Annotated in this window: 19 protein-coding genes; 5 read left to right on the top strand and 14 right to left on the bottom strand. The window is 74.3% G+C overall.

Annotation, left to right across the window (positions count from 1 at the left end; genetic code table 11):
* Positions 1 to 92 precede the first annotated feature (92 nt).
* The 9 genes from KGD84_RS21500 to KGD84_RS21540 form a co-directional block, all read right to left on the bottom strand.
* Entirely contained in the window at positions 93 to 1430 is a 1338-nt protein-coding gene (locus KGD84_RS21500) for a DUF5685 family protein (protein WP_220562180.1), read from the bottom strand.
* Between the two features lie 233 nt (positions 1431 to 1663).
* Positions 1664 to 2728, bottom strand: coding sequence for an SEC-C metal-binding domain-containing protein (locus tag KGD84_RS21505; protein ID WP_220562181.1), 1065 nt, complete (start codon positions 2726 to 2728; stop codon positions 1664 to 1666).
* Positions 2729 to 2958: 230 nt separating this feature from the next.
* Entirely contained in the window at positions 2959 to 6834 is a 3876-nt protein-coding gene (locus KGD84_RS33610; RefSeq protein WP_220562182.1) for a hypothetical protein, read from the bottom strand.
* A 338-nt stretch (positions 6835 to 7172) separates the two neighbouring features.
* Entirely contained in the window at positions 7173 to 8141 is a 969-nt protein-coding gene (locus KGD84_RS21515) for an aldo/keto reductase (RefSeq protein WP_220562183.1), read from the bottom strand.
* Entirely contained in the window at positions 8141 to 8548 is a 408-nt protein-coding gene (locus KGD84_RS21520; protein WP_220562184.1) for a MerR family transcriptional regulator, read from the bottom strand. Before KGD84_RS21520 ends, KGD84_RS21515 begins: the two co-directional genes overlap by 1 nt.
* 82 nt (positions 8549 to 8630) lie before the next feature.
* Positions 8631 to 9299, bottom strand: coding sequence for a TetR/AcrR family transcriptional regulator (locus KGD84_RS21525; RefSeq protein ID WP_220565907.1), 669 nt, complete (start codon positions 9297 to 9299; stop codon positions 8631 to 8633).
* Positions 9300 to 9428: 129 nt separating this feature from the next.
* Positions 9429 to 10211 carry a hypothetical protein gene (locus KGD84_RS21530; RefSeq protein WP_220562185.1) on the bottom strand — a complete coding sequence of 261 codons (783 nt, stop codon included), beginning with the start codon at positions 10209 to 10211 and terminating at the stop codon, positions 9429 to 9431.
* A gap of 115 nt (positions 10212 to 10326) precedes the next feature.
* A complete protein-coding gene (locus KGD84_RS21535) occupies positions 10327 to 10860 on the bottom strand; it encodes an HAD domain-containing protein (RefSeq protein WP_255646730.1) in 534 nt (177 codons plus the stop codon).
* A gap of 41 nt (positions 10861 to 10901) precedes the next feature.
* A complete protein-coding gene (locus tag KGD84_RS21540) occupies positions 10902 to 11432 on the bottom strand; it encodes an SRPBCC family protein (protein ID WP_220562186.1) in 531 nt (176 codons plus the stop codon).
* Between the two features lie 63 nt (positions 11433 to 11495).
* On the opposite strand from KGD84_RS21540, the gene KGD84_RS33615 reads away from it, so the two are divergent.
* The gene (locus tag KGD84_RS33615; RefSeq protein ID WP_220562187.1) at positions 11496 to 12092 is read left to right on the top strand and encodes a TetR/AcrR family transcriptional regulator; all 597 of its coding nucleotides are present in this window, start codon (positions 11496 to 11498) and stop codon (positions 12090 to 12092) included.
* Positions 12093 to 12264: 172 nt separating this feature from the next.
* Here the strand turns inward: KGD84_RS33615 and KGD84_RS21550 are convergent, their stop codons facing one another.
* From KGD84_RS21550 to KGD84_RS21560, 3 genes are all read right to left on the bottom strand, one after another.
* Entirely contained in the window at positions 12265 to 13203 is a 939-nt protein-coding gene (locus KGD84_RS21550; protein WP_220562188.1) for a hypothetical protein, read from the bottom strand.
* Positions 13204 to 13283: 80 nt separating this feature from the next.
* Positions 13284 to 14759, bottom strand: a complete 1476-nt coding sequence (locus KGD84_RS21555) for a hypothetical protein (protein ID WP_220562189.1) — start codon at positions 14757 to 14759, stop codon at positions 13284 to 13286.
* Positions 14760 to 15115: 356 nt separating this feature from the next.
* Positions 15116 to 16345 (bottom strand): acyl-CoA dehydrogenase family protein, encoded by a 1230-nt coding sequence (locus KGD84_RS21560; protein ID WP_220562190.1) that lies wholly within the window; start codon positions 16343 to 16345, stop codon positions 15116 to 15118.
* Between the two features lie 793 nt (positions 16346 to 17138).
* On the opposite strand from KGD84_RS21560, the gene KGD84_RS21565 reads away from it, so the two are divergent.
* Entirely contained in the window at positions 17139 to 19847 is a 2709-nt protein-coding gene (locus tag KGD84_RS21565) for a pectate lyase family protein (protein ID WP_420910368.1), read from the top strand.
* Between the two features lie 90 nt (positions 19848 to 19937).
* On the opposite strand, the gene KGD84_RS21570 is transcribed toward KGD84_RS21565, so the two are convergent.
* On the bottom strand, positions 19938 to 21380 hold the full coding sequence (locus tag KGD84_RS21570; RefSeq protein ID WP_220562191.1) for a helix-turn-helix domain-containing protein: 1443 nt from the start codon (positions 21378 to 21380) through the stop codon (positions 19938 to 19940).
* 220 nt (positions 21381 to 21600) lie between these two features.
* On the opposite strand from KGD84_RS21570, the gene aceA reads away from it, so the two are divergent.
* From aceA to KGD84_RS21585, 3 genes are all read left to right on the top strand, one after another.
* Positions 21601 to 22899 (top strand): isocitrate lyase, encoded by a 1299-nt coding sequence (gene aceA, locus KGD84_RS21575; RefSeq protein WP_220562192.1) that lies wholly within the window; start codon positions 21601 to 21603, stop codon positions 22897 to 22899.
* A 296-nt stretch (positions 22900 to 23195) separates the two neighbouring features.
* Entirely contained in the window at positions 23196 to 23456 is a 261-nt protein-coding gene (locus tag KGD84_RS21580; protein ID WP_220562193.1) for a hypothetical protein, read from the top strand.
* Between the two features lie 173 nt (positions 23457 to 23629).
* Positions 23630 to 24481, top strand: a complete 852-nt coding sequence (locus KGD84_RS21585) for a CPBP family intramembrane glutamic endopeptidase (RefSeq protein WP_370634557.1) — start codon at positions 23630 to 23632, stop codon at positions 24479 to 24481.
* Here KGD84_RS21585 and KGD84_RS21590 read toward each other — a convergent pair.
* Positions 24478 to 25731, bottom strand: coding sequence for a CynX/NimT family MFS transporter (locus KGD84_RS21590; protein WP_220562194.1), 1254 nt, complete (start codon positions 25729 to 25731; stop codon positions 24478 to 24480). The genes KGD84_RS21585 and KGD84_RS21590 overlap by 4 nt on opposite strands.
* Between the last annotated feature and the right edge of the window lie 67 nt (positions 25732 to 25798).

The raw sequence follows: 25798 nt of genomic DNA on the forward strand, positions 1-25798 counted from the left end.
GGTGGCCGACCGGTGCCGGGCCACCGCCCAGAGGGGCCCGGGCCCGGCGCCGGGCCCCGCCGGAGAGGCCGGCGGGAACCGCGGGACCGCGGTCAGTCGCAGCAACAGCAGCAGCAGTCGCAGTTGCAGTCCGGGCAGTCGCAGCCGTCGCACCAGGCGTCGCGCCGCTTGCCCGACCACGGCCCCGGGTGGGGGTCGCGGCAGCAGAGCTGGCAGGTGCAGCACATGAACAGCGCCACCGCGCAGCCGGCGATGGGGCCCCGGCGCTTGGGAGGGTGGTGCAGCTGCGGCGTTCCGCAGGTGCACGACTCACAGCAGCCGCCGCCGTCCTTGTCGCGGCCGCCGCGGTCCCCTCCGCCGGACGAGTAGGAGTCGTAGCCGTCGCCGGAGGTGCCGCTGTCGTTGCGGCGCCGCTTGCGGTTCTGGTCCTGGTGGCCGTGGGGGTGGTGGCCCTGCGGGTGGTGCGGGCCACCGGCCGGGTACTGACCGGGGTACGGCTGCTGCCCGGGGTGGGGGTGTTGTCCCGGGTGCGGATGCCGTCCGGGGTGCGGGTGGCCGTGGCCGGGAGGGTGGTGGCCTGCCTGGGAGAAGACGCGGTCGACGGCGCGGCCGAGTTCGCGTTCCAGGAGGGCGCGGACCAGGCGGTCGTCGGTGAAGGCGGTCTCCGCCAGGGCCAGGCGGACGCCCAGCGCAGCGTCGTCGCACAGTTCGCGGGCCCGGTCCAGGCCGGTGCCGGTGGCGGCGAGCGGGTTCCACGCGCCGCGGGTCCGGTCCTCCTCCAGGTCCTCGACGGCGTCGAGGAGGTGGGCGATGCGGCCGAAGAGGCGGCCCGCCTCGCGCAGCGGCTCGGCGTTGGCCGGGCGGCCCGCCAGGGCGGCGGTGTGCGCGAACGCCTCGCCGGTGGCCTCCTCGGTCGGGGCGGTGACGGTGAGGACGTCGGTGCCGGGCCCGGCGGAGAGTTCGAGTTCGCGCTGGCGGTCGATGACCGCGAGGAGGGCGGAGCCGTCGAGGCCGAGCCCGTCGCCGGAGGCGGTGGCGCCGCGCCGCCAGCGTTCGGCCATCCGGCCCGCGAGGGCGCGGACGCCGCGGCGGGCGTAGACGCCGTCACCGTCCTCGATGTGGTCGGTGATCTTGGCCGAGGCCAGCATCAGGGACACCGCTGCGGCCAGGTGGGCGCCCGCGCCGTCGGCGGCCTGCGCCCCGCGCATGCCGCGCAGCGGGCAGCGTCCGGCCTGGCGGGTCCCGGCCTGCTCCGGGGCCTGGGCGGCGGTGAGGACGGAGATGACCAGGCCGTCGTAGTTGGTGGCGATCCGGGAGACCTGGCCGTGGTCGTCGCGTAGGGCCAGGCACAGCCCGCACATGTGGGCCATCCACTCGTCGGCCAGTCCGTCGGGCAGGGTGTGGCGACAGGGGCGCAGGATTCCGAACACGGGCGCCATCTCACTTCCGGATCGTCGCGATGGGACGACGGTTCGATGCCGTGGACGGGCTCCGGGTTCCGGCGGAACGCGAACGGGGGCGGTGGTGCCGCCCCCGGCGCCCACCTGGGGCTGCCCGGTCAGGGGGCGCGCCGTGCCCCGGTCCGCCCCGGCGCCGCCGAGGGGCGGGCGGTCGGGGGCCGGACGGACGGAGAGCCGGGCGGGCGAAGGACCGGGCTGGCGGGTCAGCGCAGGGAGGCGGAGCCGCAGCACTTCTTGTACTTGCGGCCGGAGCCGCACCAGCAGGGGTGGTTGCGCTCGGGCGGCCAGGGCGCGACGTTCGGGGAATCCGGCGCCGGGACCGCCGAGACCCAGGCGCGGAGGGTGCCCGGGTCGGCCGGGTCGAGGCCGTGTTCGGCGGCGAAGTCCGCGATCTCGGCCGGGGTGACCGGGATCGTGCCCAGCCGGACGTCCGGGAAGCCGCGGGCCTGGGCGCGCAGGGTGAGCTCGACGGCGTGGTGGTGGGCGGCCGGGTCGCCGGAGCCGGAACCGGGGTCGGCGGGCAGCAGGCCGCGTTCGCGCGCCTCACCCAGGGCGGGGTGGGGGAAGAAAGCGTGGTTCTCGCGCACGGTCTCCGGGATCGGGCGGGGGTCGGCGGTGTCCTGGGGGAAGGAGCCGGAGAAGGCCTCGGGGAGGGGGAGGTCGGGGGCGGTGGTGTCGCCCGCCATGCGGCGGAGTTCGGCGGCCGCGTCGGGCAGGTGGCGGTCGGCCTCGCGGGCGGCCAGGTCGTGGCCGTCGGGGGTGAGGCCGAGGCGTTCGCGGACCGCGGCCCGGCCCAGGAGGGGCATCAGGCCGATGCGGTTGAGGTCGGCGACGGTCTCGGCCGGGCCGGTCAGGATGCTGCGGCAGGCGATGTTGTAGCAGTTCAGGGCGCGTTCGAGGGCGCCGTCGGCGGCGAACTCCTCGGCGAGGAGGAGGGCGAGGACCCGGTCGAGGCGGCCGGAGTCGAGGAGGCCGGCGATGAGCCGGTCGGCCGTGTCCGCGTCGCCCTGGCGGCGCAGGAGGACGGCGAGCGCGTGGGTCGCGTACTGGCGGTGCGCCTCCTGCGGGGCGTGGGAGCGCAGGGCGTCGAGGAGGGCGCGGGCACCGTCGGGGTCGGTGTCGCCCAGGTCCAACGCGGCGTCGAGGAGGAGGTGCGCGTCCGGGGCGGCGGCGAGCGCGACGCGCCGGTGCTCGGGCAGGGGAAGGGCGTGGACCGCTTCCAGCAGCGGCTGCGGGAGGGCGGCGGGGACCGGCGGTGTTCCTGTCATCCCTCCAGGTTAGGAGCGGGTGTCCCCCGGCCGCGCCGCACGCGGGCGGGGCCGGGGAAAGCGGCGGAAGGTCACAGCCCGCTCAGGGGGTCGGCCGCACGCGGGTCGGCCGCGCTGCGGGAGTCGGCCCGGGCAAGAGCGGCATCGGACGGGACGCGTCCGGCCGGGGCGGCCGCCGCCCCGCCGGTGCCGGTCGGTACGGGGGTGGGCGGCGCGACCTCCCGGACGGATCAGAGCGGCCACCAGGAGGCGTCGGCCAGTCGCCCGAGGAGGTCGAGAGCACCGACGCCGAAGCGGGCCCCGGCTTCCAGGCCGGTGACGAGGAAGGCGAACAGGAGCAGCGCCACCAGTGCGCGGACGGGCCACCGGCGCTGCGGGGAACCGGTGGCGAGGGGTTCGTCGTCGTCCTCCCGATCGATCCAGGAACGGTCCAGGCGGGCGACCTCGCGGCGGGAGTCCTGGAGTTCGGCGTGGTAGTGGTCGCGTTCGTCGCGCACGCGCTGGAGCTCGGAGCGTTCGGCGCGCACCGCGGCGCGGGCGTCGACGAGGTCGATGCGGGCCTCCTCCGGGCCGTACTTGGTGAGCCAGCGCTCCAGGCGGTCCAGGGGGAGGTCGACGTACTGGGTGGGCCAGTTGTCCTCCGGGGCGACGTGCTCGGAGGGTTCGGGGGCGGTCTCGGCGGCGTAGTCGGGGGTGCCGGGGGGCTCGGGGTGGGGAGCGGCGGCGGCATCGGGCTCGGGGGTGTCGGGGAAGAGGGGCGGGGCCTCGTCCGGGGTGCGCTCCGCGGCGGGCGGGAACTCCTCGGGGTCGGGGGGCTGCGGGGTCGACCGTGTGGGGCGGCCCCCGAAGGCGCCCTCGGCGAGGGCGCGGACCCGGCCGTCCGGGCGGGGCGTGTCCGGTTCCTCGGCGCGGGAGGTGCCGCCGGCGGGGGTGTCGCGGCGGGTGGTCCGCTTGCGGAAGAGGCCGGTGCGGATGGGCGAGGGGGAACGCCGGGCGGAGGCGGGGGGTTCGGGATCCCTTGGAGGCTCGGGGTCCCGCGGGGGTTCCGGATCGACGGCGGGGGCGATGCGTGGCCTGCGGGGTTCGGGGGTGTCGAAGATGCGCGGCGGGCGCCCCTCTCCCGGTCGGCGGTCGTCCGGGGAGGAGGGCTCAGGGCCGGGGCCGGTGGCCGTCTCGGTGTGCGTCGGCGCGATGCGGGGGCGGTGCGGGCCGGGGGCACCGTCGTCGGCTCCGCTGCCGGGGGTCGGGGTGGTGGACGGCCACAGGGCCTCGTCCGGGTCCGCCCCTCCGGAGGAGGCGGGGGCGAGGCCGGGCCAGAGGGGTTCCTCGGGGCCGGGGTCGGGATCGGGGCTGGAATCGGGTGGCTCCACGGCGGCCCGGCCGCTGGGAACCGAGGGCTCGGGGGGTGCCTGGGGGCCGGTCTCGTCGGTGCCGGGCGGCTCGACCTCGGGCAGGGCCGAGGCTGCCTCGGCGGCGGCCTCCCGGGACGCCCAGGCCCGGGCAGGGAGGTCTCTGGCCGGGGACGCCTTACGGAACGGGGAGGACAGGGGCGCGGAACCGCCGCCGGTGTCACCAGGGAGGGATTCGGCCTCGGGGAGATCGTCGTCGGCCGCGGCGGTGTCCGTGAGGTCCGCGAAGCGGGAGGGTCCCGCTGGCCCTTCGGTGCTCGTGATGCGGGTGGGATCGGTGGGGCCGTCCGGGTCGGCCGAGGTGAAGGGTGCGCTGCCGCTGCCCGTGCGGCCCGTGGGGTCGTTGGAGCCGTCGAGGCCGGCCGACGTGAGGGGCGTGCTTCCGGTGTCCGTGCGACCTATGGGGTCGGTGGGGTCGTCGCGGTCGGCCGACGTGAGGGGCGTGCTTCCGGTGTCCGTGCGACCCACGGTGTCGGTGGAACCGTCCGGGTCAGCCGACGTGAAGGGCGCACTCCCGCTGCCCGTGCGACCCACGGGGCTGGTGGGGCCATCGGGAACGTCGGAGGCATCCGCAGGTGCGACCTCGGCAGCCTCCCCGCCCCCGGAGAAGCGAGCGCTGCCCGCAGGCCCCGAATCGGCAGGAACACGGGGCAGGGGCTCGGCCTCGGGCAGATCGTCGTCCGCCTCTGCCGGACCGGTGCGGGCGACCGAATCTCTGCCGCCGGCAGGGAAGGCCGCACTCGCGGTACCCGTGGGGTCGGTGGGACCGTCGAGGTCAGCCGACATGAAAGGCGCACTCTCGATGTCCGTGCGATCCACGGGACCGGTGGGACCATCGGAAACGTCGAGGGCATCCGAAGGCACGGCCTCGGCAGCCTCCCCGATCCCCGGAAGGCGAGCGCTGCCCGCGAGTTCAGAATCGACAGGAACGCGGGGCAGGGGTTCGGCTTCGGGCAGATCGTCGTCTGCCTCTGTCGGGCCGGCAGGGCCGACCGAATCTCCGCCATCAACAGGCCCGAAGGCCGCGCTCATGGAACCTGTGTGACTCGCGGGGCCCGTGAGATCGCCGGGACCCATCGAGTCGCCATCGATGGCCGATGTGAAGGGGGCGCTGCCGCCGCTGTCCGTGCGGTCCACGGGGCCGGTGGGACCATCGGGAACGTCGAGGGCATCCGCAGGTGCGACCTCGGCAGCCTTCCCGGCCCCTGAGAAGCGAGCGCTGCCCGCAGGCCCTGAATCCTCAGGGAGCCGGGGCAGGGGCTCGGCCACCGGCGGCTCATCACCTGCGTCCTCGTCAGCCGCGGCGCGTTCGGGACCGGCTGAATCGCCCGGACCTGCGGATTCCCGGGGAAGAGGCTCGGCTTCCAGTGGGTCGTCGGCGGGGCCCCCAGGGCCGGTGGGACGTGCGGGACCACCGGGGGCGACCGGCCCCTCCGTGTGCTCGGCACCGGAGGGGAGACCGGTGTTCCGGTCGTCGGAAGCAGCGGACGCATCGGCGGGGCCGTTAGGGCCCGGGGAGTCGGTGTCCTCGCCTCCGAAGGCGCCCTCGGTGACGAAGCGGCGGAGGCGGGCGGCGCCCTCCGGGCGGGCCGCGGACGCCTTCGCCGCGGGCACCGTCGGCACAGGCGCGTTCACCGAGGGCTCCGGCAAGCGGTCCGGCGCGGCCTCGGCGCCCGGCTCCGCACCGTCGGCGGCGACCGCCGCGGCGAGCGGCCGGTCATCACCGTCCTCGCTCCCGTCCCCGGCACGGGGTGCCAACGGGCGGGGGTCCAGCCAGTCGGTGAGGAGGTCGCGGCGCTCCCCGAACGTCGGCGCGTCCGGAACGCCCCGCTCCGCGAGGTGCTCCGCGAGCGCGTCCCCGCCCTCCTCGCGCAGCACGCCCACCAGGCGCTCGGCCACCGTCCGGAACCCGGCCCCGGGCATCCGCAGCAGCGGCCCCGCCGCCCCCGTCGGCGGCCCGAAGACGATGTGCTGTCGGCTCTCCTCCAGTACCGGGTCGTACGTGGACAGCGACCACTCCCAGCCCGGCGCCGGGCTCGTCCCGCGCGGGCTCAGCACCTCGTACAGGCTCCGGTGCAGCCCCCACAGGAAGCGCAGCTGCACCGCGTTCCACAGGTCCGCCCGTCCCGGGTCCAGGAACACCCGCACCGGCAGGTCGGGCCGCTCCAGCGCCGCCGCGACCCCCAGCGCCAGCAGCTCCTCCCCGCCCGGGGCGGCGAGGTCGGCCGCGCGGCGGTCGCGGGCGCGCACCGCGCCCGGCGCCGCCGACCGCTCCCAGGGCTCTGGGGCGTCCAGCACCGGCATCGCCGCCCACCCCGGGGCGGGCGGACGGGTGCGGTGCGGGCGGGTGTTGGGGTTCTCGTGCAGGCTCAGAACGCGCGGGAGGGTGAGCCCCTCGGCCGGGCCGACGATGGCCCAGGCGTGCGCGGACTCCACGTCCCCCGGCCAGCGGTAGACGAGCGCCGCCTGCCCGTCCTCGTAGGCGCGCACCCACAGGGTCTCGGGGTGCTCGGCCGGGTCGGGCATGCACACCCGGTAGTCGACCGTGAGGGCCGGCTGGAGGCGGTTGCGCCAGGCGCGCAGGGTGAGGCGTTCGTCCTCGGCGAGGGAGGAGGAGGCGGGCCCGGGGCCGACGCGCCCCAGCAGGGTGGGATCGGCCCAGGCGAAGTGGATCTGGTGGTACGTGCTCTCCGGCAAGTGCCCCTCCCCGCGGGTCGCCCGGGCGGTGGGATCCGACCGCCGCCTCTAGGGAAGGTATCCGGTCAAACGCCGGTAAAAACCGTGTTCGCGAACATGTGCACGGCCCGTGTCCGCCGTTGCTCAGGCGTCACTCGCGTCCCGGGGGTCTCCGGTCACCCCCGGGAGGCCGCTCCCACCTGCCCCTATCCGGTCCGGCCCGCCCGGCCCCGGGCCCGGCGCGCGTCGGCCGCGGCGCGCGGGGCCCGCGGGTGTCCGCTTCCGGCCGTGCCCCGGCCCGCCCCCGTTCCGGCCCGCCCCCGCGCGCCGGAACGGGCCCGCACCGCGGCCGCGGCCGGTCAGTGGGCCGCGTCGAGGGTCTCGCGCTGCTCCGGGGTGAGTTCGAGGTCGGCGGCCTCCACCGCCTCGTCCAGCTGCCCCGTCCCGCTGACCCCGATCACCGGGACCATCCCGCCGCCGATGAGCCAGGACAGCACCACCTGGTTGCGGGTGGCGCCGGTCTGCCGGACGACCTCGTCGAGCGCGGCCAGCCGGTTGCGGGTGCCGGGGTGGTCGTAGGCGGGGCCGAGTTCGGCGGCGCGTTCGGGGCGCGCGTAGGAGCCGTGGAGCAGCGGGGTGTACACCGTCAGGACCAGGTCGCGCCCGGCGGCCTTCTCGGCGTTCACGTAGTCCAGCAGTTCGGGGGTGACGTGCGTGAACCCCGGGGACTCCAGCTGCACCTCGTGGCGGGGCTGGAGGTAGCTGTACCGGTACTGGAGCGCGGTCACCCGGTGCCCGTGGACCCGGGCCGCGGCCCGGGCGCGCTCCAGCCGCCAGGTGCGGTGGTTGCTCATGCCCAGCAGCGCCACCGAGCCCTCGTCGACGGCCCGCGACAGGGCCGCCATCGTCTCCTCCAGCGGCGTGGCCGGGTCCTCCTTGTGCGTGTACAGCAGGTCGAGGCGGTCGGTGCCCAGCCGCCGCAGGCTGCGTTCGACGGCGGTGGCGACGGCCCCGGCGGACAGCCCCTCCCAGGACTCGGGGCCGCCCCCGGGGACGGTGGGCTGGGCGCCGAGCTTGGTGGCGATGAAGACCTCGTCGGTGATGCCGCGTTCGCGCCGCCACCGGCCCAGGAAGGTCTCGCTCTCGTGCCCCTCGAAGCCGTCGACCCAGTACTGGTAGCAGTCGGCGGTGTCGACGAAGGTGCCGCCCGCCTCCATGAACCGGTCCAGCAGGGCCGCCGAAGTGGCGTCGTCGGTCTGGCTGCCGAACTTCATGGCGCCCAGGCACAGGGCGCTGACCTTGCGGCCGCCGATCTCGGTGTAACGCATCAGTCGCCGTCCTTGAGGGTGTGCGCGGTCTCGGCGGCGCGGTCGGAGAGGACGCCGAGGTAGTAGTCGATCTTGTGCTCGATGGCGCCCTGGCGGTCGATGAGTTCGGCGATGCGGGCGTCGAGCCGGTTCTTGTGCTCCTGGAGCACGTCCAGGCGCTCGGGGATGGTCTGGTCGCCCGCGCGGACGAGTTCGGCGAAGTCGCGCAGGCGGGCGATGGGCATGTCGGTGTCGCGCAGGCAGCGGATGAGGTGGAGGAGCTCCACGTCGTCGGTGCGGTAGCGGCGGTGGCCGCTGGGCGCCCGGTCCACCCGGCGCAGCAGCCCGGCCTTCTCGTAGTAGCGCAGCGTGTCGAGGGTGAGATCGAAGCGCTCGGCGATCTCCCCGGGGGTGTAGAAGTCCTTCACGGGTCCAGCATGGGACCTGGAGTGCACTCCAGGTCAAGGGCCGCCGCCGAACGGGGTCCCGGGCGGCGCGCTCCCGCGGGCGTCAGGCCCGGTCACTGCTGCCCTGGACGGCGCCGACCACCGCCGCGGTGAGGTGGTCGATGATCTCCTCCTCGCCGACCTCGGGGTGCTCCAGCCACCACTCCCCCGCCGCCTGCACCATCCCGACGACGGCGTGCGCGGTGATCTGGGCGCGCAGCCGCCCGGTGATGCGGCCCTCGCCGACCAGGAGCTCGGCCAGCTCCTCCCCCATGCGGCGCACCATCATGCCCAGGTCGCTGCGGGTGCGCTGGTCCTCGGAGGTGGCCCGGTCCATGAGGAAGCGGTAGAGGTTGAGATTCTGGGAGATCATCGACAGGTAGGCGCCGACGGTGGCCCGGGCGCGCACGTCGAACTCGGTGTGCCGGTGCAGCTCGTCGCGGATCCGCTCGATGAGGGGGTCGACGTGGCGGGAGGCGAGCGCCCTGTACAGGCCGCTCTTGTCGCCGAAGTGCCGGTAGAGGATGGGCTTGCTGATCCCGGCCTCGGCGGCGATGGCGATCATGGAGGCGTCGGGGCCGTCGCGCTGGATGACCCGGTCGGCGGCGTCGAGGATGGCGCGGCGGCGTTCGGGGTCGCGCCCGCGTCCGCTCCCCCGCCCGCCGCGGGCGCGGGGCGCGGGAAGGGTCTCCGACACGGGCGCCGTGCCGGGGGCGTCGTCGCTGTCGGTCATCGGGGTCCGCCGCACGTCTTGGTAGGCCACAACGTTCGAGCTTAGAGGTTGCCGAGGGGTCCGGTGCCCGCGCCGGGGGCGGTCCCGCGGGGGTTCGCGGGGTCCGTCCCCGGCGCGGCGGGCCCGGGGTCAGCCGCGCAGGGCGATCCAAGTGGCCCACGCCTGGCCGAGGAGCAGCCCGTCGGCGTCGTACAGGGCGCTGCCGGTGCGGATCTTGCGGCCGTCGACGGAGTCCAGGTGTCCGGCGACCACGTGCGTCCGGCCGATCCGGGGGGCGCTCAGGACCTGGACGGTGATGCGGCCCAGGACGGCGGGGCGGCCGGCGACGTCGCTGGACCAGCCGCCGGGGCAGTCCAGGGCGGCCCACACGTCGGGCAGGCCGACGGCGCCGGTGCCGTCGTCCAGGGAGGGGTGCGGGGTCCAGGTGCAGGCGACGGTGTTGCCGATCCCGTCGGGGCCGTGGCCCGCGCGGACCTGTCCGGCGAACAGGCGCAGGCCCTCGCCCTCGGCGCGCTCGGTTCCGCAGCTGTAGCAGCGGGGGAAGGGGTGCCGGTCCAGGCCCGCGTAGCGGCCCTCGGCCTCCCGGGCGGCGGCCGGGTCGACGGGTTCGCCGGGGACCGCGGGGGTGTCGGGGGCGGTGACGGTCTCGGCCTCGGCGACGAGCCGGGCCTTGGCATCGGCGGCCTCGGGGTCGACGAGCCGCACGGGCGCTCCGTCCTCCTCCTCGACGGCCAGCGGTCGGCCCAGGGGCGGCGGGACCCGCAGGGTGACCTGCACGGCCGGGCCGCCGACGGCGGTCAGGCGGGCGGCCAGCAGTCCGGCGCTGTAGCCGCCGTTGCCGGAGCCGTCGGGGCCGTTGTGCGTGGTGGGGATGGTGATGGTGGGGGCGTCGTTGCCCGTGGTCGCGTGCATGGCCCCAGGGTAGAGGTGGGACGTTTCCCGCCGCCAGGACGCCGGGGCCCGTTCGTAGGGCACCGGCCGCCCGGGGGCGGGGGAAGGGCGCCGGCGGTCGCCGCCCCCGCGGGGGTCAGTCGTCCTCGGGGAGGGCGGCGGCCAGGCGGGCCGGCGGCCACTCCTCCAGGCTCCGGAAGTCGGCGTCGAGCAGCCCGATCCGCGGGTCCACCCGGTGCAGCAGGGCCGAGGACGGGTGGCGGCGGTGCACCCAGTCGACGTCCCGGTCGGTGATCATGTCGTCGACCCAGGCGAAGGGCCGCCCGTCGGCGTACTCGACCAGGGTCGCGGTCTTGAAGCAGAGCCCGTCGGTGGCGTCGGACCAGTGCGGCAGCTCGACCACCGGCAGCTCGGGCAGGCCGATGACGGGGCCGATCATCGTGTTGGCGTCGTACTCCCAGGTGGTGGCCCAGACCAGGGTGTAGGGAAGGGCGAGCAGGTACTCGCCGTGGTCGGGCCGCAGCCACACGCGCAGGGGCTTGGGGGCGTCCTCCCAGCCCCGGGGGCGCAGGCGGTGGGTGGTGTAGCCGTCGGGGCGGCGTTCGCCCGGTGCCCGGAACGGGTTGAGGGGGCCGTCGACGTCCAGGAACAGCAGGGGAAGGTGGGACACGGGTCTCCTGAGGGGGTGTGGATGGCGCGCCGCCGCCCATCTTAGGGACGGGCCGCCCGGGCGCCCAGGGGATTGTCGCGCCGCCGGCCGGCGCGCACGGCCGCCGCGCGCAGCAGCCGGACGTACGGGCTCCACCGGGCGGGGGCGCGGACGGTGCCGGTGAGGGCGCGCTCGGCGCGGTCCAGGCAGTCCTCCAGCAGGGCGTCGTGCAGGGGCCCGAACACCAGCGGCCAGGTGAGCAGGGCCGGGCCGTGCGCCCGGATGACCAGCAGGTGGCGCAGCACGGTGCCGTCCTCCCCGGGTTCGACGGTGAACTCGTGGAACCCGTCGAACCCGCGCGGGGCCGTGAAGCGGAACCGCACGTGCCGCCCCGGGGTGTAGGCGGCGACGGTGTAGCGGACGGGGCCGTGCCCGCCCGCCGCCCCGACCTCCAGGGGGCGGTCCAGTACCAGGGCGGGCCAGCGGTCGGCGGGCCAGAGGGGGTCGGCGGCCGAGGCCAGGCCGTCGAGCAGGGCGCCGACCCGGTCGGGGGATGCCGCGAGGTGGCGCAGGTGCAGGTTGCGGACACGCATGGGAGCGGACTCCTTGTTTTAGAGAGGTGTCTCTAAAACCAAGTGGAGCATACAGTCGCCCCTATGGGAAGACCCGCGCGCTTCGATTCCGACGTCCTGGTGGCGGCCGCCACCGCCCTGGCGGCCCGGGGCGGGCCCGGGGCGGTGACGATGGCGGCCGTGGCCCGGGAGGCGGGGGCGCCCAGCGGTTCGGTCTACCACCGGTTCCCGGGTCGGCCCGCGCTGCTGGCGGCCGTCCGGCTGGCCGCCCTGGCCGACTTCCAGGAGGGCTGCTTCGCCGCCCTGGCCGCACGGGACCCGCTGGCGGCGGCCGTAGGCGCGGCCCGGCACGTGCCGGCCTGGAGCCGGGCCGCCCCGGACCGGGCACGCGTCCTGCTGTACTCGGACGCCGACTTCGAGGCGGAGCGGTGGCCGCCCGCCGAGCGGGAGCGGCGGGACGGGGGGAACGCCCGGCTGGGAACAGCGTTCGCGGAGGTCGCCGAACGGCTGCGCGCGCCCGGGGAACCGGTCGGCGCGGCCCTGGAGCGGGTGCGGACGGCGGTGGTGGACCTGCCCCTGGCCCTGGTGCGCCGGCATCTGACCGAGGGCGGGGAGGTCCCGGCCGAAGCGGAGGAGGCGGCCGCGGACGCAGCACACCGGCTGCTCGCACCCCGGCCCTGAACGCCTCGTTCCGCGCGGCCCCGACAGGGCGGTCCCGCCGTCCCCCTCGGGAACGGCGGCCGTGCGGTCCCGAACGCCGTGGACGCTGCGAACGCCGCCGACATCACGAACGCCCTGGACGCCGCGGATGTCGCGGACACCGCCGGCATCACGGACACCGCGGCGGCCCCGGTCAGGAGTGGTAGTCCACGGTGACCACGTAGGCGTCGCCGGGCAGCGCGTCCAGCAGCGGCACCACCCGGTCCAGGTGGGCTCGGCGGCGGTCGATCCGGTTCCCGTGGGTGATCGGCGCCCGCACCCCGGCCTGGGAGTCGGGGTCGTACCAGGTGCCGTCCAGGTCCAGGAAGGCGAAGCCGAGGCCGACCCCGTCGCGGGCGTCGGCGACGTACTCCTCCCGGGGGCGGTCGTACACATCGATGGAGCAGTCCAGATCGCCCGCCAGCCCGGCGTCGATCAGCCCGCGCACCGCGGGCTGGGCGAAGTAGCGGGCGCGGGCCCGCTGCCGCTCCTCTCCCTTCGCCCCCGCGACCAGCTCCCTCAGCCGCACGGGGAACGGGTGCTCCGTCAGGATGCGGTGGGCCCGGTCCCAGTCCCGGGCCGCCCGGGCGGCCTTCCGCGCGCGCTGCTCCCCGAGGGCGAGCAGCCGCACGGGGGCGCCGGTGGCCGGCCAGGGCCCGTGCTCCTCCCGGGGCCCCGCCCGGCCGGGCAGCACCCGGGGGTCATCGGGGTCGGACACCGGGAGCATGCCCGGGTACCTGCCGCCGATCGACCAGTAGTCCCACTGCGCGCGGGGGTTGTCGGTGGTCACGGCGTAGAGGCGGCCGTCGGCCGGATCCCGGTGCACCGGCGTGTACAGGAGGGCGCTGAGCAGCGAGAGGCGGTCGTTCGGGTCGAAGGGGTCCGGACGCCGGTCGGGGTGCGCGGTGAAGTACTCCACCGCCCAGCGGTACTCCTCCTCCCAGTCCTCGTACTCGTAGTCGCGGTACGGGGGGACTTCGAGTTCCATGTCGAAGGGGGCGAGCACCGGCTCCAGGGCGGCCTCCAGACCGCTCAGGAGGTCCTCCCCCGGCACGGGCCGGTGGTCGAGCGCGACGGTCAGTGCGGCGTGCACGCGGTTCCCTCCTCGCGGAGCCGGGTCGGCGGTCCGCCGCAAGCCTAGGGCGGGTCCCCCGGCGGAGCGCCGGCCGGTGCTCAGTGCCAGCTGCCCCGGACCTCCAGGGCCCCGTCCGCCGCGACCAGGGTGGCGCGGCCGTCGTGGTCGTCGATGGTGCGCGGCCGCAGGGTGCCGCGGAACGCCGGGGTGGACACCCGCACGCGGTCGGGCGCGCGGGCGGTGAGGACCCGCAGCCGCCAGGGCTCCCCCGGGTCGGCGGGGTCGGCGGGGGCCGCCAGGTGGACGGTGGCGTCGGGCTTCAGGGCGCCTTCCTCCCACGACCGCCCGGCGGTGTAGGAGACCAGGCGCAGGGCGGCGGCGGAGGGCACGTCGAGGTCCCGACTCGGAGCGGTCCGCGGCTCCGGGGCGCTGTCCCGCCCGCGCAGTTCGCGGGCGAGCCGCCGGGCCGCCTCCAGCTCGTCGATGCCCGAGGAGCGGGACACCGCGTCCAGCGCCCGGTCGAAGTGGGCGGCCGTCTCGGGTCCGCCGCGGCGGACCCAGGCCAGGGCCAGGTCGCGGAAGGCCCGTTCGCGCCGCCCCGGGGTGAAGTGCGCCGCGGCCGCGGCGATGTCCGCGCCCGCGCCGGCCAGGGCCCGGCACAGCGCGGGCACCGGGGTCGTGCTCCGGCCGGGATGGCCGCCGGACGAGCGGATCCTGATCATCGTCCAGACCAGCAGATGGCAGACGGCCCGGGCGGCGGGCCCGGAGACCTCCCCCGTGAGGGGACGCGCCTCGCGGCCCCGGTCCCGTCTTCGGGCGGGTTCGGGAGAGGGCCGGGGCGGGGGCGACCAGCTCCGGGTGGCCGCCGGCAGCCCCGGACCCCGGGCCTCCCTGCGGACCTCCACCGTGGCGGCGGGCCCGCGCAGCAGGCCGTCGCCGAAGGCGACCGTGACCCCGTAGTGGTCGCAGGACAGGCGGGCGCCGGGAACGTCGCGGGTGTCGAAGCGGACCTCGTCCACCTCGGGCAGGCGCACGACCAGGTCGGCCGTCCCCTCGCCCTCCTCCGGCCCGGGGCGGGCGCGCTCCGCCGTGAGGACGACCCGGGCGGTCAGCCGGGTGCCCCGCCGCTCCACCGAGAACGTGCTGACGGTGGCCGTGTCCAGGCGGTGGTCGGCGGCCAGCCCTTCGGCGACGCCGCCGGTCACCGGGGCGGCCGCGGGGCCCGGGTCGCCGGAGGTCCGCGCGGGCGGTACCAATGCGCCGATGTCGTACCCGGCCTCGGCGGCGCTCGCCGCCATCCAGGCCCGGCGTGCGGGGCCGAGGTCGGCCATCCACCGCAGGGCCCGGCGGGCGCGCCGGTCCCGGGCGCGGCGGGTGCGGCCCAGGGCGGAGACGAAGAGGGCTCGGGTGTTGTCGTCCCAGACATCCGCGGCGGCGCGGACGGTCTCCCGGTCGTGGAACCGGGCGTCCGCGGTGGCGTCCTCGATCTGCACCAGGGAGCGGTCCAGGAGCGCGCCGAGTACGGCCAGAGCGGACGCGGGGCGCGGGTCGGCGGGGGGTGCGGTGCCGGGCATACCCGGAATCCTGGCACATCCGCGCCCCGGGCACGAAGCGGCGAAGGCCCTCTGCCCCGGACGCGGCCCCGGGCGGTCCCCGTCCCGGAGGGGCGGAGGCGGCGGGCCGGGCGGAGCGGGGCGCCGTACGCGGGAGGGCGGGCACCGCGCGGACGGGCCCCGGGGCGGGTGCGGCGACAGGGAAACCCGCCGCACCCGCCCCGGGGCCGTACGGCCCGGCGGGGCCGGGGACCGGGGTCCCCGTCGGAGCGCCCCGCCGGGCGGGCGCCGCCGTCCCACGGGACGGCGGCGCGGCTCGCGGCCGCGGCGGCGGGAACCGGCCCCGCGCGGCCGGAACCCCCTGACCGGCGCGGACGTCAGCGCACGGGCAGACCGGTGACCGCGCGGCCGATGATGAGCTTCTGGATCTCGCTGGCGCCCTCGAAGATGGTAAAAATCGTGGCGTCGCGGTGCCAACGCTCCACGGGGTACTCCCGCGTGTAGCCGTTGCCGCCCAGGATGCGCACCGCGTTCTGGGTCACGAAGGTCGCGGTCTCGCTGGCGTAGAGCTTGCTCATGGAGCCCTGCGCGTTGTCGAAGTCCTTGCCGTTGCGGGCCATCCAGGCGGCGCGCCACACCAGCAGGCGGGCGGCGTCGATGCGGGTGGCCATCTCGGCGAGCAGGAAGGCCACGCCCTGGTTCTCGCCGATGGGCCTGCCGAACTGCTCGCGCTGGGTGGCGTACTCCAGGGCGTACTCGTAGGCGGCGCGGGCGCAGCCCACGGCCATGGCGCCGACGGTGGGCCGGGAGGCCTCGAAGGTCTTCATCGCGGCCTGGCCCTTGGAGCGCCGCCCCTCACGGGCGCGGGCGATGCGCTCGTCGAGCTTCTCCTTGCCGCCCAGCAGGCAGGCGCCGGGGATGCGCACGTCGTCCAGGACCACCTCGGCGGTGTGGGAGGCGCGGATGCCGTGCTTGGCGAACTTCTGCCCCTGGCTCAGGCCGGGGGTGTTCGGCGGGACGATGAAGGTGGCCTGCCCGCGCGAGCCCAGTTCGGGGTCGACGGAGGCGACGACCACGTGGATGTCGGCGATGCCGCCGTTGGTGGCCCACGTCTTGGTGCCGTTGAGGACCCACTCGTCCTTGGCCTCGTCGTAGACGGCGCGGGTCCTGATGGCGGAGACGTCACTGCCCGCGTCGGGCTCGGAGGAGCAGAACGCGGCGAGCTTGATGTCGTCGGCGGTGCCGAACATCTGCGGCGTCCACTCGAAGATCTGCTCCTGGGTGCCGTTGGCGGCGACGGAGACGGCGGCCAGGCCGGTACCGGTGATGGCCAGCGCGATGCCCGGGTCGCCCCAGTACAGCTCCTCGAAGGCGACCGGGATGCCCAGGCCGCTGGGCTCCAGCCACTGGTTGGCGAAGAAGTCGAGGGAGTAGAGGCCGATCTTGGCGGCCTCCTGGATGATCGGCCAGGGGGTCTCCTCCCGCTCGTCCCATTCGGCGGCGGCGGGGCGGATGACGTCGGCGGCGAACCCGTGGGCCCAGTCCCGGACCTCGCGGATGTCCTCGCTCGGTTCCAGGCTGAAGGCGGGCGCGGTGGCCTCACTCATGCGCTTACATCCTTTGTCGGACCCTCCGGGGGAGGAGGGGGAGGTTCAGCTCGTGTTACCAACGGTAACACCAAGGGTGGCCGGGCACAATCGCCACCCGGCGCCGACGCCGCCACCCCGGCGGAGGCCCGCACGCACGGCCACCCGGGCACCCGCGAACGGGCGGGCGCGGGCGCCCCGACGAAGCCCGACCGGCCCCCGCCCGAAGGAATCTCTGGAGAGCGCTTGCCTATATCGCGCCCCGAGCCGACCGATCCACCACCCGTCGCGCCCGTCCACCTCCACCGCCCAACCGAACAGGGAGCCCCTCTGACCCCGAACGCGCAGGTCGTGCGGGCTTCATCCACCGGAACCCGAGGCCGATTCGAGGGATAGCGCTTTCCGTTACATTCGGCCCGTGAATGGACCCCCGAAACATCTCGAACGGACCCTCGACCCGGACCACTCGGGCATTTCCGCATCCCCTCCCGAAGGCCCCGGAAGCCGACGGAGATACGGGCCGGCCTTGCCCGACCGGGGTGAGCACCACGGCACCGAGAGCCATGGGGGCTGGTGGAGGGATCGAATCGAGTCCTCGAACGACCACGGGAGGGCGGCCCCGATCGCGTCCTCTTTGGTACCGGATCCTAAATTCCACGTCGAATTCCGCGGAATCGCTGGTTACGGGCGCACGACGCACTCGCGTCATCCGGGTTTCCCAGAAAAGGTCGATTGACCCCCTTGACGGGGAAAGCGCTTTCCTTAACTCTCGAATGAGACACACCCCACACTCGTCCCCCAGAAAGGGGAAACGGTGAGACGAACAAGCACGCGTCGGCTGGTATCGACGCTGGCGGCGACGGCCATGGTCGCCGCCGGCCTGGCCCTGCCGATGTCCCTGGCCTCGGCGCAGACCGGCGAGGCCACGGGCTACGCGACTCAGAACGGCGGGACGACCGGAGGCGCGGGCGGGCAGACCGTTCGCGCCACGACCGGCACCCAGATCCACGAGGCCCTGTGCGAGCGGCCCGACACCTCCACCCCGGTCATCATCGAGGTCGAGGGGACCATCAACCACGGCAACACCTCGAAGGTGTCGGGCGACGGCTGCGAGACGGCCGCCGGCGTGATCGAGCTCAAGAACATCAGCAACGTCACGATCGTGGGCGTCGGCAGCGGAGCCGTGTTCGACCAGCTGGGCATCCACATCCGGGGGTCCAGCAACATCATCATCCAGAACGTGACCGTCCGGAACGTCAAGAAGTCCGGCTCCCCCACGTCGAACGGCGGCGACGCCATCGGTATGGAGTCGGGCGTGCGCAACGTCTGGGTCGACCACGTCACCCTGGAGGCGTCAGGCGGGGAGTCGGAGGGCTACGACGGCCTCTTCGACATGAAGAACGACACCAAGTACGTCACCCTCTCCTACAGCGTCCTGCGCAACTCCGGCCGCGGCGGCCTGGTGGGGTCCAGCGAGAGCGACCGCTCCAACGGCTTCGTCACGTACCACCACAACGTGTACGAGAACATCGACTCGCGCACGCCCCTGCTGCGCGGCGGCGTCGGGCACATGTACAACAACCACTACGTCGACATCGCGGAGTCCGGGATCAACTCCCGGGCCGGGGCGAGCGCGAAGGTGGAGAACAACTACTTCGAGGACTCCAAGGACGTCCTGGGCACCTTCTACACCAACGAGAGGGGCTCCTGGGAGGTCGGCGGCAACGTCTTCGACAACGTGACCTGGTCCGCCCAGGGCGACGAGAACTACCCCGCCGGACCCGACCCGCGGTCCAACACGTCGGTGAGCATCCCCTACTCCTACGAGCTCGACGACGCCGACTGCGTGCCCGCGATGCTCGGTGAGATCGCCGGCGCGGGCAAGGGCAACCGGGTCTCGGACGGCGAGTGCGCCGGACAGGAGCCGACCGACCCCGAGCCCACGGACCCCGAGCCGACCGACCCGGAACCGACCGACCCGGAGCCCACCGATCCCCCCGACGGGACCAACCTCAGCATCGGCGCCGGCGCCGACGGCTCCAGCAAGGGCTCCGGCACCAGCTTCGGGAACGTCATCGACGGCGACATGGGCACCTACTGGTCGCCGAGCGGCTCGACCGGGCGCATCTCGGTCAAGTGGGGCGCCGACACCACGGTGTCCGCGATCAACATCCGCGAGGCGGCGGGCGCCGAGGGCGCCATCGGCTCGTGGCGGGTCGTCGACCACGACACCGGCAACGTCCTGGCGACCGGCAGCGGGGCGGGCGTCATCACCTTCGCCCCGACGGCGCTGAGCAAGATCGACTTCGAGATCACCGGTTCGAACGGCACCCCCCGCGTCGCCGAGTTCGAGACCTACGCCGGAACCCCGTCCGGCGGCGGTGACGGAGGCGGCGACGGTGACGGTGACGGCGACGGCGGCGGCCAGACCCCCCAGCCCTCGGGCGACGAGCTCTTCGTGGCCCCGGACGGGAGCGCCGGTGCCCCCGGCACCGAGTCCGACCCGACGACGCTCACCTCGGCGATCGACCGGATCGAGCCCGGCGGGACGATCTACATGCGCGGCGGCACCTACGACTTCTCCGAGACGGTGCACATCGAGCCGGGGAACGACGGTCTGTCGGGCGACCGCAACGAGCTGTTCGCCTACCCCGGCGAGACCCCGGTGCTGGACTTCTCGGCGCAGAGCGAGGACCCGGCCAACCGCGGGCTCGCCATCGGCGGGGACCGGTGGCACGTCAACGGCCTCATCGTCCAGCGCGCCGGCGACAACGGCATCCTGCTGGGCGGCAGCGACAACGTCATCGAGCGGGTGACCACCCGGTTCAACCGCGACAGCGGACTCCAGCTGGCCCGGTACACCGCCGGGGCTCCCCGGTCGGAGTGGCCCGCGAACAACCTCATCGTCACCTCGGTCTCGCACGACAACGCCGACTCCGACGGCGAGGACGCCGACGGGTTCGCCCCCAAGCTCACCGTCGGGGACGGCAACGTGTTCCGCTACACGGTGGCGTACAACAACATCGACGACGGGTACGACCTGTACGCGAAGTCGGACACCGGGCCCATCGGCGAGGTGACCATCGAGCACTCCCTGGCGCTGGAGAACGGTTCGCTCTCGGACGGCTCCCAGCACTCCAACGGCGACCGCAACGGGTTCAAGCTCGGGGGCTCGGACATCGCCGTGGACCACACCATCACCCACAGCATCGCCTTCGGCAACGGCAAGCACGGGTTCACCTACAACTCGAACCCCGGCAGCCTGACCGTGTCGAACAACCTGGGCGTCGGCAACGAGGAGCGCAACTTCCAGTTCGACGGCGGTTCGTCGGTGTTCCGGGGCAACACCTCGTGCGACGGCGGCTCGAACGACCGCTACGAGGGTGACGCCGACGGCTCGAACCAGTTCTGGAACGGTTCCAACGGTTCCCGCTGCTCCCAGTACTCCGGGTCGCTGGACTGGAGCTTCGCCTCCGACGGCCGGCTCGTGGTGACCATCGGCGGCAACGAGGTCGAGCTGTAGCCGACCCGTTCGGCGCAGACCAGGGCCCGCCCGGTTCTCCGGGCGGGCCCGTCCGCGTCCGTACCGGGGCGGAGCGGCCCGGTCCCGGGGTCAGTCCTCGTGGGCGTACTTCTCCAGGAACGTGTAGACGTCGTGCTCGTCCACGCCCGGGAAGGTGCCCGAGGGCAGCGCCGACAGGACGTGCGAGTGGGCGCGCGCCGACGGCCACACGTTGCCCTCCCAGCGGGCGGCCATCTCCGCGGGCGGGCGCACGCAGCACTCGCCGCCGGGGCAGTTGGACTTGGTGCGGTTGGTGGTCTCCCGCCCCCGGAACCAGCGCGACTCCTTGTAGGGCACGCCCAGGGTGATCGCGAAGTTGCGCTCCCGGCTGGGGTCGACGTGCGCCACGCACCAGTGGGTGCCGTTGGGCTTGTCGGTGTACTGGTAGTAGATCGAGTACCGGTCCGGGGAGGCGAACACCTGGCGCCCCGACCACTGGCGGCACATGCGCTGGCCCTCGATGGCGCCGGTCTCGTCGGTGGGGAAGACCAGCCCGTCGTTCTCGTAGGCCTTGTAGATGATGCCGGTCTCGTCGTTGCGGATGAAGTGGCAGACCAGGTCGAGGTGGCGGTACGCGAGGTTGGTGAACCGGTGCGCCGCCATCTCGTAGGACACCGAGTAGACGTCGCGCAGGTCCTCGACGGACAGGTCGCGGGCGTGCTTGGCCTCCTGGAGGTAGGTGACCGAGGTGGACTCGGGGATGAGGACGGCCGCCGCGAAGTAGTTGGCCTCCACCCGCTGGCGCAGGAAGTCGCCGAAGTCCTTGGGCTTCTGGTGGCCCAGCACGACGTGGCCCAGGGTCTGCAGCAGGATCGTGCGCGGGCTGTGCATGCCCAGGGTGGTCTCGCGCTTGAGGTAGATGCGCCGGTTGACGTGGTCGGTGAGGGAGCGCACCGAGCGGGGCAGGTCCTGGACGTAGCGGAGGCTGAACCCGTGGTGGGTGGCGATGGCGAGGATCTGGCCCTGGGAGAGGGCGCCCGCGCTGTAGTTGACGGCGTCGAGGGTCTCGGCCGCGGCCTTCTCGATGTGCTCGAAGTAGTTGCCGCGCTCGCGCATCTGGCGGCGCAGGTCCGCGTTGGCCCGGCGGGCCTCCTCGGGGGTGGCGGTGGGCTTGGCGCTGCGGCGCTTGAGCTCGTCGTACAGGCCCACGATGTGCTCGAGCACGTCGTTGGGGACCCGCTTGCCGACCTTGAGGTGGGGGAGGTTGAGGGTCTGGTAGACGGGGTCGCGCTGGGCCTCCTCGACCGCGATCTCCAGCTGCGCGCGCCGGCTGGGGGGCTGCTTGGAGAGGAGTTCCTCGACGGAGACGCCGAGGGCGGAGGCGAGGGACGTGAGGAGGGAGAGCTTGGGCTCGCGTTTTCCGTTCTCCAGCAGGGAGAGCTGTGAAGGCGCCCTGCCCACGCGTTCTCCCAGGTCGGAGAGGGTCAGGCCGCGCGCCCGGCGGAGATGACGGAGCCGCTGGCCGAAGGTGACGAGATCTAGGTCACCTGTCAAAGACGGTATTTCTTCAGCACCAAAGTACGCCATGGGTTCATGGTACGGAAAGAAACAACGATCTTCACCCGATTTCGAGTGGAAAAGGCTTGGATCTTCACCAAGAATCATAGTTACCGGCGGGGAACTTACCGCCCAGGGCTCACCCCCTGGCCCCGGGCAGGGCCTCCCCTCGACCGGTGCGAACACCTTGGGGACTACACGTAAGGCGGGAACGCACATGAGCACCAGCGCTCGACGACAGGAAGCCAGCGCGGCACTCCAGCGGGAGTGGGAGACCGACCCCCGGTGGGCCGGGATCGAGCGCACCTACTCCGCCGACCAGGTGATCAAGCTCCGCGGTTCGGTCACCGAGGAGCACACGCTGGCCCGCCTCGGTGCCGAGCGCCTGTGGAACCTGCTGCACACCGAGGACTACGTCAACAGCCTCGGCGCCCTCACCGGCAACCAGGCGGTCCAGCAGGTCCGCGCCGGCCTCAAGGCCATCTACCTCTCCGGCTGGCAGGTCGCGGCCGACGCCAACCTGTCGGGCAACACCTACCCGGACCAGAGCCTCTACCCGGCCAACTCCGTCCCGGCCGTCGTCCGCCGCATCAACAACGCCCTGATGCGCGCCGACCAGATCACCTGGGCCGAGGGCGACGACAGCGCCCCGCACTGGCTCGCCCCGATCGTCGCCGACGCCGAGGCCGGCTTCGGCGGCGTCCTGAACGCCTACGAGCTCATGCGCGGCATGATCGCCTCCGGCGCGGCGGGCGTGCACTGGGAGGACCAGCTGGCCTCCGAGAAGAAGTGCGGCCACCTGGGCGGCAAGGTCCTCATCCCCACGGGCCAGCACGTCAAGACGCTGAACGCCGCGCGCCTGGCCGCCGACGTCGCCGGCGTCCCCTCGCTGGTCATCGCCCGCACCGACGCGCAGGCCGCCACGCTGATCACCAGCGACATCGACGAGCGCGACCAGCCCTTCGTCACCGGCGAGCGCACCGCCGAGGGCTTCTACCGCTTCCGCAACGGCGTCGACGCCTGCGTCGCCCGCGGCCTGGCCTACGCCCCGCACTCCGACCTGCTCTGGATGGAGACCGCGACCCCGGACCTGGAGGTCGCCCGCAACTTCGCCGAGCGCATCAAGGCCGAGTACCCGGACCAGATGCTGGCCTACAACTGCTCGCCGTCCTTCAACTGGAAGCGGCACCTGGACGACGCGACCATCGCGAAGTTCCAGCGCGAGCTGGGCCACATGGGCTACAAGTTCCAGTTCATCACCCTGGCGGGCTTCCACTCGCTCAACTACTCGATGTTCAACCTGGCCAAGGGCTACGCCCGGAACGGGATGACCTCGTACGTCGAGCTGCAGGAGGCCGAGTTCGCGGCGGAGGCCGAGGGCTACACCGCGACCCGCCACCAGCGCGAGGTCGGCACCGGCTACTTCGACACCATCAGCACGACCATCTCCCCCGAGGCCAGCACCACGGCTCTCACCGGCTCCACCGAGGAAGACCAGTTCTCAGCGGCTCACTGACCCTGGTCTTCCGTTCCCCGGCGGTCGTCCCTCCCCGCTTTCGTGGCTGGGGCGGGGCGGGACGACCGCCACCCCTAGCCGTCGGCCATGCGCGCTCCGTGTCACACGCGCATGGCCGGCGGCTTGTCGGCGGCCGCCTCCCATCCCCTGGAGGCGGCCGCCGGAGCGTGTCCGGGACCCGGCCGCGGGACCGGTGGCCGGACACGGCCGCGTTCCCGGCCCGGCGGGGCCCCCGCCCCTAGGCTGAACAACGCACGGGCCGGCCCCGGCCCGGCGGAGGAGATGCGGAGGGACCCGTGACACTTCCCGACACCCCGCGCCCGTGGTGGGCGTCGCTGCGCGCGCTGCTGGCCGCCCTGACCCTGGCCGGCGCCGTGACGCTGGGCGCGACCGCCTGCGACCTCGGCGGCGGAGACGACGATGACGCCGAGCAGGGCCAGGAGGACGGCGGCGACGGCGGCAACGGCGGCGGCGGGGACGACGACGGCGATGACGGCAATGACGGGAACGACGACGGCAACGACGGGGACGACGGCGACCAGGACGGGGACGACTGACCCGCTCCCCCGGCGCCCGCGCCCCTCGTCACTGTGAGCGCCCCCGCGCCCCCGCCGGACGGGGGCGCGGGGGCCGTGGCGGCCGTCCGCCGCGGTCCGGCGTGCACCGGAGCCGCGACCTGCGGACACCGCCGGAGCGCGAGCAGGCGCGCGGGGCGCGTAGATTGCGTTGCGTGAGAGACGAGATCCACTCCGACCGGCGGCCGCCCGAGGACACCCCGGCCGCCGGGGACGCCCGGACACCGGACACCGCGCGCCCGACCGCCCCCGCCCTGCCGGGGGCGACCACCCTGCGCTGGGAGATCGTGTGCCTGCTGGCACTGTCGCTGGGCGCCTCGGCGGTGTCGGCGGTCATCTCCTTCCTCGGGGTGCTCACCGCACCCGAGTCCCTGGCCGAGCACACCGCCAGCCTCGTCCGCCCCCAGGCCGACCAGCGGCCGTGGCTGGACCTGTCCTGGCAGCTGTACCGGGTGGCGGTGGGCCTGGCCCCGGTGCTGCTGGCCGGCTACCTGCTGCACCGCTCCGCGGAGTCGATGCGCACCATCGGGTTCGACCTGCGCCGCCCCTGGTTCGACCTGCGGTCGGGCACCGTGCTGGCGGCCCTGATCGGGGCGGGCGGCCTGGCCGTCTACGTGGTCTCGTGGCGGCTGGGCATGACCGTCACCATCGCCCCCAGCGCCCTGGAGGGCAACTGGTGGGACGTCCCCGTGCTCGTCCTCCAGGCGGCCAAGAACGGCATCCTGGAGGAGGTCATCGTCGTCGGCTACCTACTGCACCGGCTGGGGCAGCTGGGCTGGACGCCCTGGAAGGCGGTGGTCGCCAGCTCGGTGCTGCGGGCCTTCTACCACCTGTACCAGGGCGTGGGCATGTTCTTCGGCAACCTGGTCATGGGCCTGGTCTTCGGCTGGTTCTACCACCGCTACGGCCGGGTGATGCCGCTCGTGGTGGCACACACCGTCATCGACATCGTGGCGTTCGTCGGCTCGGTGTACCTCGTCGGCCGCCTGGACTGGCTGCCCTCCTAGGCGTCGTCCCGGGCGGCGAGGGCGTCCTCCAGGTAGCGGGGGCGCCCCAGCAGCCAGCCGGAGGCGATGTTGCCCAGGACCAGCACCAGGACCAGCAGCAGCGGCGCGTGCCACCCCCCGGTCAGCTCGTGCAGCAGGCCGAACAGGAAGGGTCCGGCGCCGCCCATGAGGTAGCCCAGGCTCTGGCTGGTGGCCGACAGCGCCGCCGTTCCCTCGCCGGTGCGGGTGCGCAGCGCGAACGAGGTGAGGGCGTAGACGAAGCTGCCCATACCGATGCCGATCAGGGTGGTCCACGCCCACACGCCGTCCAGCGGCGAGATCCACAGGCCGGCCAGGCCCACCAGGTAGGCCGCCGCGAACATCAGCACGAACGGCCGCTGGTCGCGCACCCGGGTCAGCAGGGTGGGCAGCACCAGGGACATGGGGATGCCCAGCAGGGTCAGGTACGACAGGGCCAGCCCGGCGCTCTGGGCGCTCATGCCCTCGTCGCGCAGCATCTGCGCGTACCAGCCGAACATGATGTAGGCGATCGAGGACTGGGTGCCGAAGTACAGCATCGCCTGGAGCCCGACGCCGGTGGAGAGCACCCGGCGGAAGCCCAGCGCCCGCGCGCCGTCGCCGGGGGCGGGCCGGTGGCGCAGGGTGACCAGCCACGGCAGGGCGGCGACCAGGCCGAACAGGGCGTAGGAGCCCAGGGCGACGCGCCACTGCCCGGTCGACTCGTACATGGGCACGGTGGCGGCCGCGGCGATGGTGGTGCCCAGGGCCAGGGCGGTGGTGTACACGGTGGTCATCAGCCCGACGCGGTGCGGGAAGTGCTGCTTGACCAGGGCGGGGAGGATCACGTTGCCGACCGCGCCGCCGGACAGCGCCAGCACGCTCAGCACGAGGAACAGGGCCGGGGAGTCGGCCAGGGCGCGCCCGGCCAGGCCGACGGTGACGGCGGCCAGGGCCAGCAGCAGGAGCAGGTGCGACCCGAGTCGGCGGGACAGGGCGGGGGTGAGCCCGCCGAAGAGGGCGAAGCTCAGCACGGGGAGGGTGGTGAGGACTCCGGCGCCCACGGCGGTCATGCCCAGGCCCGCGGTGACCTCGTCGAGGAGGGGGCCCACACTGGTGATGGCGGTGCGCAGGTTGAGCGCGGCCAGGGCGATGCCGGCGGCGATGAGGAGGAGCGCCCCGGCGCCGGGGCGGCCTGGGGCGTCGGGGGTGGTGTTCAAATCGCTGCTTCGGGGAACGACTCGGGTACTCATGTAGGGCGGCTCACATATTCGTAGGATGACCCGATGTACTGCATGAGGATAACGCATTGCCGTCCGA

The organism is Nocardiopsis changdeensis, from assembly GCF_018316655.1.
GTDB lineage: Bacteria > Actinomycetota > Actinomycetes > Streptosporangiales > Streptosporangiaceae > Nocardiopsis > Nocardiopsis changdeensis.